The following is a 19,858-nucleotide window of genomic DNA, read 5'->3' as shown; positions in this document are numbered from 1 at the left end:
ATGAATTTAGCTAAGTTTTCCATTGAAAAGAACAGGATAACCTTTATGGTGCTGGCAACAATTGTTTTACTGGGAATCTCCATGTATTTTGGGTTGTCCAGGGATAGTATGCCGCCATATACAATACGAGTGGCAACCGTGGTTTCCTCATTTCCGGGGGCCAGTCCTGAACGTGTTGAACAATTGGTCACAGATAAAATTGAAAAAGTGGCCCAGGAACTTCCAGAACTCGATGAGGTCACCAGCACATCAAGAACAGGACTTTCTGTTGTTAGCGTTACCCTAAAAGATGAAGTGCCCAAAGGAAAAATGCAGGCCGTTTGGGATCGGTTGCGTAGAAAACTCGATGCTATTCAAGGACTGCCCAATGGGGTAAAGCCAAATTTGAATGATGATGGGGTTGGGGACGTATATGGAATTGTAGTAGGCTTGACCTCAGATGGGTATTCGTATTCAGAAATGAAAGAATATGCGGATGACATCAAGGATGAGCTTATAAAATTACCTGATGCTGCCAAGGTAGAATTGGGAGGAGTTCAGGAAGAACGGGTTTTTGTGGAATTCGACAATACGAGACTTAAGGAATATGGACTTTCCGCATCCAAACTACAACAGAGTATATCCGTTACCAATATTCTCAATTCAGGAGGTCAGGTAAACGTTGGCGACGAAAGAATCATACTGGAGCCTACAGGAAATTTTGACTCTGTAGAAGCAATCAGAGATATGTTGATAACAGTTGGAGATGGTACCCAATTGGTAAAACTAGGCGATATTACGACTGTTTCCAAAGGTTATATTGACCCTCCCAAACAAATTGTAAGCATCAATGGTAGAGATGCTATTTCGTTACATGTTAATTTGAAAGAAAACAAGAATATTGTGGCACTTGGGGAAGCCGTAAATGGAGTTATGGATAGCTGGGAAAAGCAACTTCCTGTTGGATTGGAATTAACCCGTGTTTCTTCTTTGGACACTTATATAGATGTAAAAGTAAGCGACTTTATCGTAAACCTCTTGCAATCCATTAGCATTGTGTTGCTTGTAATGCTTGTTTTTTTAGGGTTCCGCACAGGGTTTGTCATTGCCAGTCTTATCCCAATTGTTACCATAATGACGTTGATGATTATGGGCCTAATGAATATTGGACTTAACCAAGTTACTCTGGCTGCTTTGATCATGGCCTTGGGTATGTTGGTGGATAATGCCATTGTAGTTGCTGAGACTATCATGGTTAAATTGGAACAAGGTGTTGAAAAAAAGAAAGCGGCAATAGAGGCATTTTCAGAATTGTGGATGCCCTTGCTCATATCAACACTTACCACTTCTGCAGCCTTTTTGGCCTTTTATTTGTCACCCACTACAATGGGCGATATTGTTGGGCCAATTTTCGTGGTGATTACAATTGCACTGACATCTTCATGGATCATTGCCCTTACCGTGATTACCATGTTTTGCTATCTGTTCCTCAAAGTCGCTCCTAAAGGAGAGAAAAAGCCAAGTCTGGTTGATAGAATCATCAACGCATGTAAAAGCTATTATAAAAATTTAATTCTGATGGCCTTGGCAAACAAGTACAAGGTCATCATTGCCATATTCATTGCCTTTTTTATATCACTATATGGTTTTACCAAAATTCCATTTATCTTTTTTCCGGATAGTGACCGAAATATGATCACCATCGATATCAATCTACCAGAAGGCAATAAGATTGAACGCACAACCGAAGTGGTTCAAAGGATCGAGCAATTTATGACCGATTCGCTCAAAACCAATACTGATCGAAGTTTAGGTGTGGTCGATTGGTCTTCCTATATCGGTGAAGGGCCAGAATCTTATGATCTTGGATATTCTCCAGATGAGGCCAACTCCAACTATGCACATATATTGGTCAACACGTCCTCCTTCAATGAAAACAATTTGATGATTGAGAAATTGGACAGATTTACCTTCAATAGTTTTGCCAATGCCGACATCAAAGTAGGAGCGTTGGGAGCCGGTGGTGGCGGAGTACCAATAGAAATAAAAGTTTCAGGTAGTGACCCAGATGAACTATCTAAAATTTCTGAGCGGATAAAACTTAAGCTCGCAAGCATTGTTGGGACCAAAAATGTAAAGGATGATTGGGGTCCGAAGAGCAAAAAATTTCTAATTGAAATTGACCAGAATAGAGCACAAACCGCAGGAGTGACCAGTGAAGACATTGCCACTTCACTTCAAACCGTTTTAGATGGATTTCAAACTGGGGAATACCGGGAAGAAGATAAATCGATACCCATTATTATGCGCAGTGATGCATCACAGCAGCAGTCTCTGGCATCATTGGAAACTTTGAATGTGTATTCGCAAAATTCCGGGAAGACGGTTCCATTGTTGCAAGTGGCATCCATTGTTCCAGCTTGGCAGTATTCCAAAATAAAGCGATTGGACTTACGCCGTACCATAAACATAAACAGTGAATTGCGTGAAGGAGCCAATGCCTCGGCCATTACGGCAGAAATTACCCCATGGTTAGAGCAAGAATCTGCTAGCTGGTCAGATCTCTATTCCTATAAATTTGGAGGGGACGCCGAAAGTACAGCGGAAAGCATGGGCTCTGTAATTGGTTTTCTACCCATATCAGGCTTCATTATTGTTTTGCTATTGATCATTCAATTCAATTCCTTTAGAAAAATGACCATGGTGGTATTGACCATCCCCTTGGCCGTGATCGGGGTTGTTATAGGTTTGTTGGTGTTTCAGGAGGCATTTGGTTTTATGCCATTTTTAGGTGTTATTTCTTTGGCTGGAATCGTAATTAACAATGCCATTGTGCTTATTGACCGAATGGAAATTGAACAGCGGGACTTGGGCCGAACCGAGCAGGATGCCGTCATCGGGGCTTGTCTGCAAAGATTCAGGCCTATTTTGTTGGCCACCTTTACTACAGTATTGGGATTGATTCCGCTTTACCTTAGTGGAGGCGAAATGTGGGAAGGGATGGCTGTCAGCATCATGATCGGATTGCTATTTGGAACCATAATTACCCTATTGTTCATACCAGCTTTGTACAGTGCGCTCTTTAGGGTAAGTTATAAGGAATATAAGTTTAATGAGGCTTTATTGGATGAGTAGTTCATTTGCTATGGGACATAACCTAAAACGCTACCTGAATCTACTATGGCAGTCCATAATCTTTTGGAGTGCTGCTTTAGCCTGTTTTGCCATATTTCGATATTTTGGGCTGGATGAGGAAAACGGGATTACCGTAATGGATGATATAGCTGGGCCGATTGGCTTTTTAAAACCCTTGGCATCCTTTAGTGCCATGGGAGCTGTATTGGGAATGCTTTACGCTTCCATAGATTTTTTATTTGACAAACTTGTTTCAAAACGATTAAGTCTAGGTCTTATGTTGATTGTAAAGACCTTTACGGAATTTGTCTTCACTATTGCAGTCCTCAGCATCACTGCAACCATAGTTTCCAAGGTGTTCCCTTCTATTCAAATTGATGTTGAACTGGGCTGGTGGCTACGAGAAAAAGTGGTCTGGAGCTTGCTTTTTTACATATTGATTGCATCTCTTGTTTTTTCCACTTTAAAAATCGCGGTGGAGCGATTTGGGAGTGGTGTTTTTCTAAAAATGTTAAGAGGTGCCTATAGCAATCCGAAGGAAGAGGACCGTATTTTTATGTTTTTGGATTTAAAAAATTCCACTGCAATAGCGGAACAGTTGGGTCACCATAAGTACAGTCAGTTTATACAAGATTGTTTTTTCGACCTTAATGAAGTGGTGCTAAAATATGAAGCAGAGATTTACCAATACGTTGGGGACGAAGCGGTTTTAAGCTGGTCTTACAAAAGAGGATTGTCCAACAGTAATTGTATAGAGATTTTTTTTGCTTTTGAAGTAAAACGAGCGTCGAGAAACACTTATTATTTGGGAAAATATGGAGTCTTTCCAGAATTTAAGGCCGGAATGCACGGCGGTACATTAATGGCTGCCGAAGTAGGTTTTATAAAGAAAGAATTAGCATACCATGGAGATGTCATCAATACATCGGCACGAATTCAGGCAGAGTGTAATAAACACAACGTGAACTTTTTATTGTCCGAAAAGCTGTTGAAAGATTTGGCAGTAAAAGAAACTTTCTCATCCAAACCCATCGGTGAGGTACTGTTGAAAGGAAAAAAGAAAGAAATTAAGATTTATTCCATCGCGCACTATGGTTAAAGAGCTTTACCGTTACAGATTTGAAATTTTCTTTTTTAGCCAGATCACAATTCTGTTTGGTTCTCTAATTTTTCCTCCTATATTTTTCGAGGCAATTCTGGCTCCGTTGTTTTTTGTTGTAAATCTAGCCGCCGGGATAGTATTGATTTCCAAAAGAAAAAAGCTGACATGGTTTTTCACGGTTCTCTTGGCCGTCACCTTGTTTGCATTTGGTTCAACATTGCTCGAAAAACATGAGACCAAGGTCTATGATTATTTACAAGTGGCCGCTTTTTTCCTATTCTATATTGTGGTGACCTTAGAGATCATAACACAGGTATGGTCCATCAAAAAAATCAATAAAAATGTGATTTTAGGTTTGATAAGTGGTTATATCTCATTGGGTTTTTTGGGTTTCTTTATTTGCTTGAGTATTGAAATGACCTATCCAGAATCCTTCCAAGGTTTGTTTCTTATTGAAAACGGACCAGAGCAACTCACAGAGAGACTACTTTATTATAGTTTTATAACCATTCTTACTATTGGCTATGGAGATATTTTACCCATAACCACACTTGCTCAAAAGGCGGCTGTTCTAATTGGGTTGATGGGACAGTTTTATTTGGTTATCATAACTGCTGCTGTGGTTGGTAAATATATAAGCCAACGTAATGGACGGGAATCCGACAATACTTAAGAGTCCGAAAAAACATTTTAATCCCAGAATAAAGAAGGTTAAGAACTCAGGAGCAATTCATGCTTTTTCCATTTTGGGTAACATTGCATCGTTTTTGTTGTGAAACCGTTCCATGTTGGATAGGATGTTGTTAAGTAATTGCAGCACCTCATTTATATAAGCACCTTTGTTCAACATTACACATTCGGCTTTTAAGGAAGCAGTAGCATCTGTTATCTCAGCTCTAGAGGGGAGTCCCTTTTTTGCGAAATTCTCTAAGACTTGTGTTGCCCAGACTACTGGAACGTGAGCGGCTTCGCATATGGCCAATATCTCCTCCTGAACTTTTCCAATAGAATCCCATCCGGTTTCTACGGCCAAATCGCCCCTAGCTATCATTACACCAATGTATTTCACTTGCATCGCGGTAAGAAGTATTTCTGTCAAATTATCAAATGCAGCTTTTGTCTCTATTTTTAAAATGATGCTCAATTTGTTGGTTACGCCCAATTTTTCAAGTTCTGTCAACAATTCCTCAACGTCTTTTTTGGAATTCACAAAGGAAAAATTTACAATATCTGCATGCTTTGCTATAAACTCCAAATCCACTTTGTCCTTAGCGGTTAGCCCACTAATATTCAAATTTGTATTTGGAAAGTTCATTCCTTTCTCAGCCTTAAGTTTAGACCCTTTTTCTTTTGCTCGAGTTATACGCACTTCAAAACGGTCATTGAATACGTTTTCTATACGACCTTCAATTTTCCCATCATCAAACAGAACCTCCTCATCCTTTTTTATGCCATCAAAAACTTCTGGTAATTGGCAAGAAATATTTGCACTTTCAACTAGTTTCCCATCCTCATCAAATTTGGCAGGATTGCCTTCAACATCCGCTTTGGTTATGGTTAGTAGATCACCAGTTCTAAGTACAATATATTGCTCAATTTGAGGAAGTTCACCTACCTCAACATCCTCTAACGCACCATTTTTACTTCGGATGATAGTCCCAGTTCCGATGTATGAAGTTTCGTAGCAATGAGCATGGACTTGGAGCCCATCCGTTTTTACAATTTTTATTCGCCTTAATTTGTTTCGTGTGTCCGTTAGCCTCAATTCATCTCCCAGATTCAATTTTTTGAGCCATTCCAAAGTAACGGGTACGGTATTGGGCTCAGAATCTTCTGTAATTTCTGGCACGAAAATGAGTTCGGCAGGACTTATGATGTTCCCAGAATCATCACGATCTGGTGCGAACTTTCTAACCTTTGGTCCAGGTGTAATGCTCCCTGTCCTTATTTTAGGGCCAGCAAGGTCCATTGCAATTTTAATCTGTTTCCCATATGCCTTAGAAGCTTTTTTAATATTGGCGATGATCTTCCCCCAAATTTCCGGATCATCATGGGCGCAATTGATTCGTGCACAATTCATACCATTGCTCACCATGTCAGATACCATTTTGTAATCATAAGCCGCTTCTGTGGGTTGGGTTACCATGATTCGAACCCTTCGTCCCTTGGAACGATAACCTAGAAGTTCTTTTGTGTTTCGGGTCAATAACCTTTTGCCATTCTTTATGGAAAGACCAGCCTTGCCATTTGAAGTAGGGGGCTCGCCAAGCAAACTATATAAAATATACCTTGTCTTCAACAAGCTAGATTTTAGATGCCCTCCAGCTTTTGAGAGTCGAGTTAGCGCAATATTTTTTAATCTTTTTTGGGTAGTTCTTAAATCAAATGCTCTAAATGTGGTATAGTGTACAAGATTTCTAGCGCTTTTTACGTATACCGGGTTTACCCGTTCCAAAAAACCTTTATAATTTGGTTCTGATTTGTGAATAGCTTCTAAGATGGCTTCAATCTGGGAGATTATCTCGTTTATTTTTTCTGTTTTTATTTCCATTTATCAAGATTGAAAGAGTAAAATCCTTGTTACGTATAAAAATACATTCTATTTATAGATTCCTTCTATTTGGAATAGCACCAGTATACATAAACCTATTCAACAAAACATGACGTTTGTCATGTTTTGGGTTTCTTTTAAATCGGAAATTCCCAGTCAAGTTATAAACCCTAAATATTTCAACCTTGATGGAATTTTTCTACAAAAATTTTGTAAATTCAAACAAATCATCACAATCTTCAACCTCCAGCCAAATGAAACGTATAAGAATATGTTCGTTTTTGGTTTTGTTTACAGTACTTGCTGCACATGCGCAAGTCAAGGTTGATGCAGAATTACGACCTCGTTTTGAGTTTCGACACGGTTTTCAATCGCTTTTCCCCGATAATGCTGATCCTTCCGCTTTTGTCTCACAGCGTACACGATTAAATGCGGGCTATAAAAATGAATATTTGAATTTCTATTTGAGTGTCCAGGATATTCGGGTATGGGAGATGTCCCACAATTGAATCGGGCTGATCGTAATGGATTTGGCGTACACCAAGCTTGGGGTGAATTATTGTTTTCTCCAGAATTTTCAGTAAAAATGGGAAGACAAGTGCTCAACTATGATGACCAACGAATTTTTGGCGGTGTGGCTTGGGCACAGCAAGCTAGAAGCCATGATGCAGCGGTGTTGAAATACAAAAAAGATGACTTTGGTTTTCATTTGGGGGCAGCTTTCAATCAAGATGGCGAAGCCAACCTAAATAATATACTCACAACCAATACCTATAAGAGCATACAATATGGGTGGTTTCATCAAGACTGGGAAGGGGTATCTGCCAGTTTTCTTTTCTTGAACAATGGGCTACAATTTATTGATGCTCTAAACACAGATAACAGTGAAACAAGATTCAGTCAGACTATCGGAACTCATCTTAAAAGCTCCGAAGAAAAGCTGGGTTGGAGGGCCAGCCTCTATTATCAATTTGGAAAAGATGTTGGCAACAATGACCTAAGTGCTTATTTACTGGCACTGGAAGCTAGTTATAAAGTGGAGCCTAAATGGTCTTTGATTCTTGGGGGTGAACTGATAAGTGGCAATGATAATGGAGCACCATCCAACGGTGAAAATAAGGCCTTTACACCATTTTACGGAACCAACCATAAGTTCAACGGACTCATGGATTACTTTTATGTAGGCAACCACGCCGGTAATGTGGGACTTTTGGATGTATATGTAGGTTCTGTAATTGGATTAGGAGAAAAGACCTCCCTCAGTGGACGTATCCATAATTTTTCTGCTGCTGCTGATTTAGTAACAACCGATTCCAAACAGTTGGGGGTAGAAGCAGATTTCGTCCTCAACTATAATTTCAAAAAGGATGTCAACATCAAAGCCGGATATTCCCATTTATTTGCTTCCGAAGGAATGGAATTCCTAAAGAACAATTTTGACGATAACACCAATTATTGGGGTTGGGTCATGGTGACCATCAAACCGACGTTATTTCAAACAAATCTTGAACAGTAGCCATGCCGATAAAAAGTTATTTAGTACATCCATCAGAAGGAAAAAAAGATCAACTGGCACAAAAACTGTCCAATATGGAGCATTGTGAAGTATTACCTGCAGAAAACGAAGAAGTATTGATCTTGGTCACCGAGACGAACTCAAAACAGGAGGAGGAAATACTTAAGGAAAATTTAGAACAAATAAGTGATATAAAGTTGATGGCCATGGTGTCAGGCTTTGACACTCCAAAAAATACATAGTATGTATCAATCCGTACACACCAATAGGCGCGATTTTATTAAAAAAATGGCCATGTTGTCGGCAATGACAGCTGCCGCTAGCATGTTCCCGGGAATCATCTTTGCCAAGGAACAAGAAAAAGGAATACCAGCTGGAGCCAACCTTGACTGGAAGAAAGCACCTTGCCGTTTCTGTGGTGTAGGCTGCGGTGTGCTCATTGGAACTGAAAATGGAAAAGCAATAGCCGTAAAAGGCGACCCAAAATCACCAGTGAACAAAGGGTTATGCTGTGTAAAGGGCTACCATTCCATTATGGCGATGTATGGGAAGGACCGATTGACAAAACCTTTGGTCAAAAAGAATGGAAGGTACGTACAAACTTCAATGAAAGAAGCATTGGATTTGGTCGCTTCCAAAATGCAAGAAACCATCAAAGACCATGGCAAGGATGCAGTATCCATTTATGGATCTGGTCAGTGGACCATACCAGATGGTTATGTAGCATCAAAACTTTTTAAAGGATGTATCGGAACTAATAATGTTGAAGCCAATGCCCGTTTATGTATGGCAACAGCGGTTACCGGTTTTTTGACCTCCTTCGGATTGGATGAACCCATGGGCTGCTATGAGGATATTGATCATGCCGATACTTTTGTCTTGTGGGGCAATAATATGGCTGAAATGCATCCGGTCTTGTTCTCCAGACTATTGGACCAACGCTTAAAGCGAGGCGTAAAAATCATTGATTTCGCTACACGAACTACAAGAACCAGCATGGCTGCGGATAAGTCCATCATTTTTAATCCGCAGACCGATCTGGCGGTAGCTAATGCTATCTGTTACGAGATCATCAACAATGGTTGGATGAACAAAGCCTTTGTGGAAGAACATTGCAATTTCAGCAAAGGTTTGACCAATATGGGATATGGTCTTGAAGACAATTATAAATTCACGGACAAACCAGAATCCATAAGTTTTGAAGATTACAAAGCATTTTTAGAGGATTATACCCCTGAAAAAGTTTCCAAACTAACAGGAGTTTCAGTAAAAGACATCAAATACCTAGCAGCGCACTTTGGTAATCCCAACAAGAAGGTGATGTCCTTTTGGTGTATGGGAATGAACCAACATTCCAGAGGTACCTGGGTAAACAATTTGGTGTACAATATCCATTTGCTTACAGGAAAAATTTCAAGTCCCGGTAATAGTCCTTTCTCTTTAACAGGCCAACCCAGTGCCTGCGGAACGGTGCGGGAAGTGGGAACTTTGACCCATAAACTACCTCACGGAGTAGTTATGAATAAAGAGCATCGAGAGTTTGCTGCTAAAATCTGGGACGTTCCTGTTGAAAATATTCCATCAAAACCCACTTACCATACTGTAGAAATGTTCCGGGCTTTGGATCGAGGCGATATCCGATTTATGTGGATTCAGGTCACAAATCCCATGGTGACCATGCCCAAACTGAAAAGATACCGTGATGGTGCCAAAAAGGAAGGCCGTTTTATTGTGGTTTCAGACATCTATCCAACTCCAACAACCGATATAGCAGATGTAATTCTACCCTCGGCCATGTGGGTGGAACGAGAAGGTATGTATGGCAATTCGGAACGCCGCACTCAATATTTTGAGCAAATGGTGGAGCCACCCGGTGAAGCCATGAGTGATACCATGCAACTCATTGAAGTGGCAAAACGCATGGGTTACGAAAAACAATTCTATTATAAGGACGAAACCCATATTGAGGAAATTTATACCGAATACAGAAGACATCACGACAACAAAAAGCACAATATGGCCCCTCTGGAAGTGCTGAAATCCCAATCTGGTGCCATGTGGCCGTATGTGGATGGAAAGGAGACCAAATGGCGCTTCAATGCTAAATACGACCCCGCTTGTTCCAATGGAAAGGACTTCCATTTTTATGGAAAGAAAGACGGAAAGGCAATTATTTGGCAACGGCCATACGAACCCGCTGCGGAAGAACCAGATACAGAATTCCCATATTGGTTGGGCACAGGTAGGGTAGTGGAGCATTGGCATACAGGATCTATGACAAGACGGATTCCTGTGTTGCATCAAGCCATGCCACACGCCTATGTAGAATTGCACCCAGATGATGCTAAACGAATGCAGATTCGTACAGGTGACAACGTAAAGCTCACTACGCGAAGAGGTGAAATTACCCTGCCCGCTTCGGTCAATGAAAGGGGCGTACCAGCACCCATGCAGGTGTTTGTGCCCTTTTTTGATGAAAATATGCTCATCAATGATATCACCTTGGATTCATTCTGTCCCATTTCCAAAGAACCGGACTATAAAAAATGTGCTGTAAAAGTTGAAAAAGCCTAGGATGAAAAAAAGAGTCGGCATCTTATTGGTTTTTGCCCTTTTGTTCATTGGGTTTTTGGCAAACTGGACCTATAGCTACTATCAAGGTCTGGAAGAAGCCTACATTCCCATTCATGAGGCTAGTGATATACTTGTTATTCCTTCTGAGAAAAAAGTTTTTGAACGATCTGGGTATGCCTTGGATTATCTCAACATGCCTGTGGATGAAAACCACCAAAGAACTTTGGATACCTATTATAATAATAGGGCATATCCCGGAGCACCTCCCAGTATTCCACATCCAGTGAAGGAAAAACTGGGAATGGGAAGTAATATTTGTTTGCAATGTCATCAAAATGGAGGCTTTGTGGAAAAGTTCAATGCCTACGCACCGGTTACGCCCCATCCTGAAATGATCAATTGCAAGCAGTGCCATGTAGAACAACAAACGAAATCCACCTTTGTGGCTACCAATTTTTATAAGAAACCAGCCCCCGAAGTAGGAGTCAATAATGCTTTGCCGGGAAGTCCCCCGGCCATTCCACATCAATTGCAGATGCGGGAGAACTGCCTTTCATGCCATGCAGGACCTGCAGCCGTAAAAGAACTTTGGATAGATCATCCCGAACGTATCAACTGTAGACAATGTCATGTGCCTAAAGCGCAAGAAGTACAAAATGTAGAACTGTTCGTAAGGGCCAACACCAATTTAAAATGAAGATGCTTAGAATAGTTTTTAGCTTGGTTATACTCTGTGGCATGTTTTCATGTAAGCACAAAGAAGGTGAATACCATAGTTTGAAAGAAAAAATAGTGGAAGAGGGCAAACACTATCAGGACCCTGGAATTTCTTCCGAAGCATATATGGGTGACATCAAAACCGTGGAAATAACGGAGGGAGTACGTACCTTTTTGATTCCAGAGCGCAAAAGTCAGATAAAATCGTATGCCTGTACCGAATGTCATTCCAAATCCGTGGAACAGTTACAGAAGGAATCTTGGGAACAAAAAGACCTCTGGGAACATAAGGCCCATTGGGATATCAAAGTGAATCACGCTAATGAAAATGCGATGAACTGTGCTACCTGTCACAATAACAATGACATGGACAATCTACATAGTTTAACCGGCAATACCATTGATTTTAACCAGAGCTATCAATTGTGTGCACAATGCCATAGTGCTCAATTTGAAGATTGGAAAGGCGGCGCCCACGGTAAGAATATTGGCGGTTGGGCAAAACCAAGGGCAGCAATGACCTGTGTAAATTGTCATAATCCGCATGAGCCGCAGATCGCCTCAAAATGGCCGGCACGGTTCAATACGGAAAAAGTAAAAGAAAGAAAATAGCCATTCAAAAACTATATCATGGGAGATAAAAAGAAATGGTTTCAATTGGATTTAGGCCTCAACAAAAAACAAGTTGTGGCCGGTAGCTGTGGATGCGGTAAAACAAGTGGCGGTTGTGGCTCCCATGCTCCGGAACCTCCAAAAAATGAACACACTATATCTGCCGAAGAGTTTGACACTGCTGTGGAGCAAGAACTTATGGAAGAAACCATGGTAGGGCAGACCCGTAAAGACGGTTTTCAACAGGTTTTCGATGTGAAAATGGATAGGAGGACCGCCTTTCGAAAGCTCACGGCAAGTCTGTTGGTGGGCGCAGGGGCCGTACACACTTCGTGCAGCGTAACCGCCGGGGAAGAAGCCAAAGAAAAAGCACAAATAGATTGGGAGGAACAGTTTAAGGGCAACTACAAACTGATGACCCAGGAAGAAAAACAGGCCACCGTAGATCGTTTGGTACGATCGTACCAACTGCGGAAAAAGGAAAATATTAAGATGTCCGCTACGGATGCATCAAAAGATGTACTCTTTGGCTATGCCTTTAATATTTCCAAATGCCAGGGATATATGGATTGTGTGAGTGCCTGTGTAGAGGAAAACAACCAGGACCGCAATTCGCAGATGCAATATATCCGCATTCATGAAATGAAGGATGGTGAAGGTTTTAAATTCAACGAAGCGGACGATAATTATTACCACGAAGTACCTGCAGAGGGGCATTTTTATATGGGAACACAGTGTTTTCATTGCGATAATCCTCCCTGTGTGAATGTCTGTCCGGTCCAGGCCACATGGCGTGAAGAAGATGGCCTAGTGGTGGTGGATTACGATTGGTGCATTGGATGTCGCTATTGTATGGCGGCCTGCCCATACGACGGCCGACGCTTTAACTGGAGCAAACCGGAGGTGCCTGAGGATGAGATCAATAAAAACCAACATTATTTGGGGAACCGATTACGTAAAAAAGGGGTGATGGAAAAATGTACCTTCTGTGTGCAGCGCTCCAGAGCAGGTAAGGACCCTGCCTGTGTTGAAGCCTGTCCGACCGGAGCTAGAATCTTTGGCAACTTGTTGGATCCCGATAGTACGATCCGATGGGTATTGGAGAACAAGCAAGTATTTCGCTTAAAAGAAGACTTGGGAACCGAGCCCAAGTTCTGGTATTTTATGGATTAAGAATGATGTACTAAGTAATATATGGATGAAAGGTGTCATTCCGAATGAGGAACGAAGAGGAATCTCAATATTAAAAGATTTCTCGTAGCTCTCCCGACGGTTATCGGGATTGCTCTTTCGAAATGACAAATAAAAGCTTGCAGGGTTTCAACCTTTAATAAAAAACAAAATGAATGGGAACATTTAGGGCATTTCGACATATGGTGAAGGACAGTTTGGATTACATCACCCATGGATCCAAAACCTACCATATTTGGATGATATTTTTAACCGTGATCATGCTCATTGGTATGTATTGCTATTCCATTCAGTTGGATGAAGGCCTGAGCGTAACCGGAATGACCGATCGCGTAAGCTGGGGGCTTTACATTTCCAATTTTACCTTTTTGGTGGGGGTGGCCGCCGCTGCCGTAATGCTGGTGATGCCCACCTATGTCCTAAAGGACATTGACTTTAAACAGGCGGTCTTAATCGGGGAAGGATTGGCCGTAGCAGCCCTTGTCATGTGCTTGGCCTTTGTGGTGGCCGATATGGGAGGCCCTTCGGTATTGTGGCATATGATTCCGGGGATTGGGGTCTTTAACTTTCCCAACTCCATGCTGGCGTGGGACGTTATTGTGCTCAATGGTTACCTCTTTATCAACATCACCATTCCGTTGTACATTCTCTTTCGGCATTATCAAGGAAAAGAGGCGCAGTCCAAAATATATATTCCCGGGTCGATCATATCCGTGCTTTGGGCCGTTGCCATTCATTTGGTCACCGCGTTTTTGTACCAAGGACTTCAGGCACGTCCGTTTTGGAACAATGCCCTTTTGGGTCCCCGGTTTTTGGCATCGGCCTTTGCCGCTGGTCCTGCATTGATCATTTTGGTATTGGCCGCTATCCGAAAGTTTTCAGAATTTAAAATAGAGGATAAGACCATCAGTAAAATAGCCATGATCGTCACCGTGGCGGCACAGATCAATTTGATCATGCTCATCTCAGAACTCTTTAAGGAGTTTTATGCGCCTACGCACCATAGTGAAAGTGCCTATTACCTGTTTTTTGGGTTGGAAGGAAAATCGGCTCTCTTGCCTTGGATATGGACCTCCATACCCTTGAATATTTTGGCGACCGTACTATTGACATTCCATAAACTTCGCAATAACTTTAAGGTCTTGTATTTCTGTTGTTTTATCCTCTTTGTGGCCATTTGGATAGAAAAAGGATTCGGCTTGATCGTTCCTGGCTTTATCCCTGGTCCCTATGGAAAAATAGCGGAATACACCCCCACTTGGATTGAAATCTGGGTAACTTTGGGCATATGGGCCATGGGAGCCTTTGTCTTTACCATGTTGGCAAAAACCTCGATTGGTATAGAACTGGGCAAGTTGCGTTATAAGAAAAAGAAAGTACTGGAATCAGAAACAGCTTAATTAAGGTGAGTTTGATTTAAGAAAACAATTGTCAGGTCGAGCGCAGTCGAGACCTAGTGAAATAGTTCAATTTTAAAAGACCTCTCGACTCCGCTCGAGGAGACATTCAATAAGAAATAAAAAAAAATAAACTAATGAAAATAAGAATCAAAGGGAATTCCGTCCGATATCGACTTACACGGAGCGAGGTGGAAACTTTTTGCAATACAGGCCATTTTGCCGAAACTACGGAGTTCAACGGCCGAACCTTTACCTATGCCGTAAAGGTATCGGACACCAAGGCGCATATGGATGCCGAATTTGTGGACGATACCATTACCTTGATCGTGCCCGCAACAACCTGCAAAGGTTGGTACGAGAACGAAGTGGTAGGTTTTGAGCACACCCTGACTCTGAACAATGGCAATGAGCTGTTCTTGTTGGTGGAAAAAGACTTTATCTGCATGGACCGCACCACGGAAGACCAATCTGACAACTACCCCAACCCAAGGGCAATGTAACCGTGGCAGCCATTAAGATCCTTGTTGCCGGAATAGGAGGGGTGGGAGGCTTTTTTGGAGGCCTGCTCGCCAAACAATTTGAGGACAGCAAAGCTGTGGAGGTCCATTTTTTGGCACGAGGGGCGCATTTAGAGCACATCCAAAAATCAGGATTACAGGTTATTGAGGGTGACGAGCGGTTTACGGCCACTCCCACATTGGCCACGGACGATGCCCACCAAATTGGCGAGGCAGACTATATAATAGTCTGTACCAAAAGTTATGACTTGGAGCAGACCATACAGCAATTGACACCCTGCATTGGTCCACAAACGGTGATCTTGCCCCTGCTCAATGGGGTGGACTGCAGGGAGCGTATCCAAAAACTGTTGCCCAACAACTTGGTGTGCGATGGCTGTGTGTACATTATTGCCCGATTGTCTCGACCGGGGGTAGTGGAGAATTTGGGAAACATTAAAAAACTTTTTTTTGGGGTGGAAGGCCTTTCCGATGCCCGATTGGAGGTCTTGGAAAAGCTGTTCCAAGAGGCTGGGGTAGAGGTGACCCTGACCCCGCATATTGAAAAGGCAATCTGGGAAAAGTTTGTCTTTATCTCGGTAACGGCCACGGCCACCACCTATTTTGATGAACCCGTAGGCCCCATAGTTGCAGACACCGATAAACGAAACACCGTGATCGCCCTGGTAAACGAAGTGGCCCAGATTGCAAAGCAAAAAGGCATTGTAATCTTCAAAAATATGGCCGAACAGGTGCTTGCCAAACTGGAAAGTTTACCGCATGCGGCAACCTCTTCGTTACATTCTGATGTTACCAACAAAAAGGCAAATACCGAGGTACAGGCCTTGGTGGGTTATGTGGTAACAGCAGCACAACACTTTAGTGTTAAGGCACCTACCTACCAGCAATTGTTTGCCAAGATTCAAACTGAAACTAGAGGTTCTTAATAATTTTGATGAAAATTTATTTAAATTTAAAAGTTAGGTAAATTTACCTAACTTATGTATATTTGGCTGAATATTTCATGTTTTTAATATGTAAATCAACCTAAAAATGAATGAAGATTCTGATTTTATTGAAGCGTTTAACCGATTGATTGAGCCTTTGCACATCAATGATGATGTGGGTGAAGAACCTTTTAGTGTGCTTTTCAATAAAAGAATTAAAGAATTGGGGATTACACAAAGTAGAGCAGAAGCTATGCTTGGCATTGAAAAGAAAAGTTTAAATAGCATTTTAAATAGAGAAGCTAAACGGGTAGATATTATCACAATAATTAAGCTTGCTCAATTTCTAAATTTGCCAGTTGACGATTTTGTGAAAGTTTATCTTCAAGAATTGCCCTCTGAACAAATTGGGGACTTGGAAAAAGCAAAACGCAATAACTTTATCGTCCAAAACTTTGATTTACCACAACTCCACAAATCAAAGTTTATTTCTTCAAAAACCGATTATGACAACATTGAGAATAGAATAACAAGTTTTTTTGGTTTAGAATCAATTTATGATTTTGCAAAAGAAATTGTTACCCCTGCTTTTAGTAGGACAAAAAGAAGCGCAAGCGACCTAATGCGAGAATTTTGGGTGCAATCGGCACTTTCGCAGTTTAAACTTTTAGAGAACCCTAATGAATATCAAAGAGAAAAATTAATCGATTTAATCCCAAAGATTAGGCCATATACTAGAAATGTAAAAAAAGGTCTGGTCACAGTAGTAAAAGCTCTGTTTTCAATTGGTGTTACGGTAATATACCAAGAATCATTGCCTAACATCTCAGTTAGAGGAGCAACTTTTGTGGTTAATGGGAAGCCTTGTATTGTTATAAATGATTTGTATAAGAGGTATCCCACGTTGTGGTTTTCATTAATGCACGAATTACACCATGTCCTTTATGATTTTGCTGAAATAGAACAAGTAAAATATCATTTAACAGGCGAACCTGATTTATGGCTAAAAGAAGAAAAGGCAAATGATTTTGCTCGAGAATATCTTTTCAGTCATAAAAGGTCAAAATACATTGAACCATTTATCAATGAATCCGTATTGGTCAGGGAGTATGCAGAAAAATCTCAGGTTCACCCCAGTATAATCTATAATTTTTATATGTACGATAATAACAACTGGGCTAAATTCAAAAACATGATGCCTGACATAAGTCTGGCAATAGATAATCTAAATGTCAATATTTGGCGGAGTGAATCTGTGGAAGAAACCGTTGAAAAATTGAAAACAGAAATTTTTAATGTCTAAGATGTATGAGTGATAAAAAGAAAAAACAAGAAAAAGAGTCTGAAAAACTTTCTGAACAACAGGAAATGGAGCGAATGATGCTTATATCCAAAGCTGATGACGTGGTTGGAGAGCAATTGTCCATTGATATAGATGGCTCGATTCAGACTGAAGATGAGCTTAAAAAGTTCGCTTTAGGTGATATTGACGACCCCGAAAGAAAGTACGATGTTTATTATAAGGGTATTGGTAAATTATTAAAGAAACACTTACCTGAAGGAAAGGAGTATAAAAAAGCACGAGACTATATCTTTGAAGAAAAGAACACTTATTTGACCAGAGGCCATAGAATTGATGAGAGAGGCATTCGAGGAGCAGATAGCAGAATGGGTTTTATAGAAGATGCTGAAAAAATATTGGAAATAGTTACTACTTGGATTATTAATAAGGGTAGTATGGTGGATTTATATACAACATTGAGAGATTTGAATGTTCACATGGGCTATGGTAAACCCGACCATGAATAATTAAAAATGCTTTTATAGTGGCTGGAAGTAAAATGTTTGAGTCGTTGGCCCGAACAGTTGTGTAATATATGTTAGATTCAAGAGGAAGAAACTACAACTTCCTCACCACAGCACTGGTCAACCCAGTTAATTCTTTAATGGTGTCATCGTCATAACCTTTGGCCTTCATCTTTTTAGCAATCTCCAATTTGTTTTGCTTAATGGCCCTTTTCTTTTCCGTATCGATCTTCCATTGTTCCAGTTCCTTTTTTTCGGGTCCCATAATCTCAAACAGTCCAGATTTTCTGAGTTTGTCCATGATTCCCTTGTCAGCAAAGCTGGTATAGCCGTCTTCGGTAATGATCAGGTGGTCCACCACTTCAATATTGATCAGCTTGCCCACCTTTGCATACGGTCGGTAAACTCATGATCTCCTTTAGAGGTATCTACTGAGCCACTGGGGTGGTTGTGCACCAAGATCACCTTTACGGCCAGTTTGTAAATGGCCATACGGAAAACATCTGGCGGGTTGGCATTTACCCGGTTTACCGCACCAAGGCCTATCAGCTCAATAAAAAGAACCTTATTCTTATTGTCTAAGCCCACCACCCAAAAATGTTCTTGGTTGCGGCGGATCTTGTTTTCGCGCAGCAATATCTGCTGCATTACAAAGTAGATATCAACAGAATTTAAGACCTTAATTTTCTGTTCTTTGGTAAGACGGACGTTCATATTTCAAATATACAATTTGTGGGCAATAGGGTAGTGGCGACCAAAATAAAATATGACTTTTATGGAGTTGGTCATTTTTTTCCAATAAGTTAAAGTTCTGTGGGTTCTTTGTACTAAAATTTTATCTATGTTTATTGTTGCCTAAATGTAGACATGATCAAAGGGATCTGGGAGTGATAAACTGTTCTTTTAGGCAGTTGCAATGTCCTTATTAGGATGCTATTCAACAAATACCCAATAATTCTTGGCATTTAATACAATGTATTAATCAGAAATAAATATGCAGAACGATCAATTAACAATTGTTGCCAAAATTTGGGCAAAAGAAGGAAAAAGAGATTTCATAAAATCTGAACTCATAAAATTAATTGCCATTACCAAGGCAGAGGAAGGTTGTATCAATTATGATTTGCACGAGGACAATGAAGACCCAAATGTGTTTCTTTTTTATGAAAATTGGACAAGTAGGGAGCTGTGGCAACAACATATGAAGGCCAAACACCTGGAGGAGTATATGGAAGCTACGGAAGGGGCTGTGGAGAAGTTTACTTTGAACGAAATGACGATAGTAGATAACGTATGAATTTTGAGCTAAACAAGGCGATTTCAGTTTTGGAACGTACGCCTTCCACCTTGATCAGTTTGTTGAATGATTTACCAAAGGAATGGACTCAGGAGAACGAAGGGGATTCTACTTGGAGTCCCTTTGATGTTGTTGGACATCTGATTCACGGTGAAAAAACCGATTGGATGGTTAGAACAGAAATAATTTTGGGAGATAGCCCCAATAAAGAGTTTGAACCATTTGATAGGTTTGCCCAATTTGAAAATTCCAAAGGCAAAACACTTAAAGTGTTACTTGAACAGTTTAAGGAGTTAAGAGCAGAAAACCTTAAAACCCTTCGTGTAAAAAATATCTCTGCAGCTGATTATTCGCGTAAAGGAATACACCCAGAATTTGGTGCTATTACGCTCAGCCAACTGCTATCCGCATGGGTGGTCCATGATTTGGGGCATATTGCCCAAATCTCTAGGGTTATGGCCAAACAATATAAGGAAGAGGTAGGCCCATGGCCCAAATATCTTACCATTTTAAATTCTACCCCAAAGGAGTAGG

General features: G+C 40.9%; 18 protein-coding genes and 1 pseudogene. 17 read left to right on the top strand and 2 right to left on the bottom strand.

The window, feature by feature from the left end; genetic code table 11:
- The 3 genes from CRO15_RS08785 to CRO15_RS08775 are packed head-to-tail and all read left to right on the top strand — an operon-like array spanning position 1 to position 4,889.
- Positions 1 to 3,114 carry an efflux RND transporter permease subunit gene (locus tag CRO15_RS08785; RefSeq protein ID WP_097045422.1) on the top strand — a complete coding sequence of 1,038 codons (3,114 nt, stop codon included), beginning with the start codon at positions 1 to 3 and terminating at the stop codon, positions 3,112 to 3,114.
- A complete protein-coding gene (locus CRO15_RS08780; RefSeq protein ID WP_243396935.1) occupies positions 3,107 to 4,213 on the top strand; it encodes an adenylate/guanylate cyclase domain-containing protein in 1,107 nt (368 codons plus the stop codon). Before CRO15_RS08785 ends, CRO15_RS08780 begins: the two co-directional genes overlap by 8 nt.
- Positions 4,206 to 4,889: an ion channel gene (locus tag CRO15_RS08775; protein ID WP_097045421.1), complete on the top strand. Its 684-nt coding sequence runs from the start codon at positions 4,206 to 4,208 to the stop codon at positions 4,887 to 4,889. Before CRO15_RS08780 ends, CRO15_RS08775 begins: the two co-directional genes overlap by 8 nt.
- A 57-nt stretch (positions 4,890 to 4,946) precedes the next feature.
- On the opposite strand, the gene CRO15_RS08770 is transcribed toward CRO15_RS08775, so the two are convergent.
- A complete protein-coding gene (locus tag CRO15_RS08770; protein WP_097045420.1) occupies positions 4,947 to 6,767 on the bottom strand; it encodes a pyruvate kinase in 1,821 nt (606 codons plus the stop codon).
- A gap of 254 nt (positions 6,768 to 7,021) precedes the next feature.
- On the opposite strand from CRO15_RS08770, the gene CRO15_RS08765 reads away from it, so the two are divergent.
- The 12 genes from CRO15_RS08765 (at position 7,022) to CRO15_RS08710 (ending at position 18,030) form a co-directional block, all read left to right on the top strand.
- Positions 7,022 to 7,276 (top strand): hypothetical protein, encoded by a 255-nt coding sequence (locus CRO15_RS08765; RefSeq protein ID WP_133067238.1) that lies wholly within the window; start codon positions 7,022 to 7,024, stop codon positions 7,274 to 7,276.
- On the top strand, positions 7,255 to 8,283 hold the full coding sequence (locus CRO15_RS08760) for an alginate export family protein (RefSeq protein WP_097045418.1): 1,029 nt from the start codon (positions 7,255 to 7,257) through the stop codon (positions 8,281 to 8,283). Before CRO15_RS08765 ends, CRO15_RS08760 begins: the two co-directional genes overlap by 22 nt.
- Positions 8,284 to 8,285: 2 nt before the next feature.
- On the top strand, positions 8,286 to 8,525 hold the full coding sequence (locus CRO15_RS08755) for a chaperone NapD (protein ID WP_097045417.1): 240 nt from the start codon (positions 8,286 to 8,288) through the stop codon (positions 8,523 to 8,525).
- 1 nt (position 8,526) lies between these two features.
- A complete protein-coding gene (locus CRO15_RS08750; RefSeq protein ID WP_097045416.1) occupies positions 8,527 to 10,857 on the top strand; it encodes a molybdopterin-dependent oxidoreductase in 2,331 nt (776 codons plus the stop codon).
- Position 10,858: 1 nt separating this feature from the next.
- Positions 10,859 to 11,554 carry a nitrate reductase cytochrome c-type subunit gene (locus tag CRO15_RS08745; protein WP_097045415.1) on the top strand — a complete coding sequence of 232 codons (696 nt, stop codon included), beginning with the start codon at positions 10,859 to 10,861 and terminating at the stop codon, positions 11,552 to 11,554.
- A 2-nt stretch (positions 11,555 to 11,556) separates the two neighbouring features.
- Positions 11,557 to 12,186 carry a multiheme c-type cytochrome gene (locus tag CRO15_RS08740; protein ID WP_243396934.1) on the top strand — a complete coding sequence of 210 codons (630 nt, stop codon included), beginning with the start codon at positions 11,557 to 11,559 and terminating at the stop codon, positions 12,184 to 12,186.
- Positions 12,187 to 12,204: 18 nt separating this feature from the next.
- A complete protein-coding gene (locus CRO15_RS08735) occupies positions 12,205 to 13,359 on the top strand; it encodes a 4Fe-4S dicluster domain-containing protein (protein WP_097045413.1) in 1,155 nt (384 codons plus the stop codon).
- A gap of 173 nt (positions 13,360 to 13,532) precedes the next feature.
- Positions 13,533 to 14,777, top strand: a complete 1,245-nt coding sequence (dsrP, locus tag CRO15_RS08730; protein ID WP_097045412.1) for a sulfate reduction electron transfer complex DsrMKJOP subunit DsrP — start codon at positions 13,533 to 13,535, stop codon at positions 14,775 to 14,777.
- Positions 14,778 to 14,911: 134 nt separating this feature from the next.
- Positions 14,912 to 15,277: a DUF7009 family protein gene (locus CRO15_RS08725; RefSeq protein WP_097045411.1), complete on the top strand. Its 366-nt coding sequence runs from the start codon at positions 14,912 to 14,914 to the stop codon at positions 15,275 to 15,277.
- 2 nt (positions 15,278 to 15,279) lie between these two features.
- Positions 15,280 to 16,221, top strand: a complete 942-nt coding sequence (locus CRO15_RS08720; RefSeq protein WP_097045410.1) for a ketopantoate reductase family protein — start codon at positions 15,280 to 15,282, stop codon at positions 16,219 to 16,221.
- Between the two features lie 106 nt (positions 16,222 to 16,327).
- Positions 16,328 to 17,524: a helix-turn-helix domain-containing protein gene (locus CRO15_RS08715; protein WP_097045409.1), complete on the top strand. Its 1,197-nt coding sequence runs from the start codon at positions 16,328 to 16,330 to the stop codon at positions 17,522 to 17,524.
- Positions 17,525 to 17,529: 5 nt separating this feature from the next.
- Entirely contained in the window at positions 17,530 to 18,030 is a 501-nt protein-coding gene (locus tag CRO15_RS08710; RefSeq protein ID WP_097045408.1) for a hypothetical protein, read from the top strand.
- A 91-nt stretch (positions 18,031 to 18,121) separates the two neighbouring features.
- On the opposite strand, the pseudogene CRO15_RS08705 reads toward CRO15_RS08710, so the two are convergent.
- Positions 18,122 to 18,675: pseudogene (locus CRO15_RS08705) on the bottom strand (JAB domain-containing protein).
- A gap of 346 nt (positions 18,676 to 19,021) precedes the next feature.
- Between CRO15_RS08705 and CRO15_RS08700 the strand changes: the two are divergent.
- Both CRO15_RS08700 and CRO15_RS08695 read left to right on the top strand, forming a co-directional pair.
- A complete protein-coding gene (locus CRO15_RS08700) occupies positions 19,022 to 19,324 on the top strand; it encodes a putative quinol monooxygenase (protein WP_097045407.1) in 303 nt (100 codons plus the stop codon).
- A complete protein-coding gene (locus CRO15_RS08695; protein WP_097045406.1) occupies positions 19,321 to 19,857 on the top strand; it encodes a DinB family protein in 537 nt (178 codons plus the stop codon). Before CRO15_RS08700 ends, CRO15_RS08695 begins: the two co-directional genes overlap by 4 nt.
- Position 19,858 lies beyond the last annotated feature (1 nt).

This window comes from Flagellimonas pacifica, assembly GCF_900215465.1.
GTDB classification, from domain to species: Bacteria; Bacteroidota; Bacteroidia; order Flavobacteriales; family Flavobacteriaceae; genus Flagellimonas; species Flagellimonas pacifica.
The sequence above is the reverse complement of the archived record's forward strand: the minus strand, read 5'-3'. Positions and strand labels throughout refer to the sequence as shown.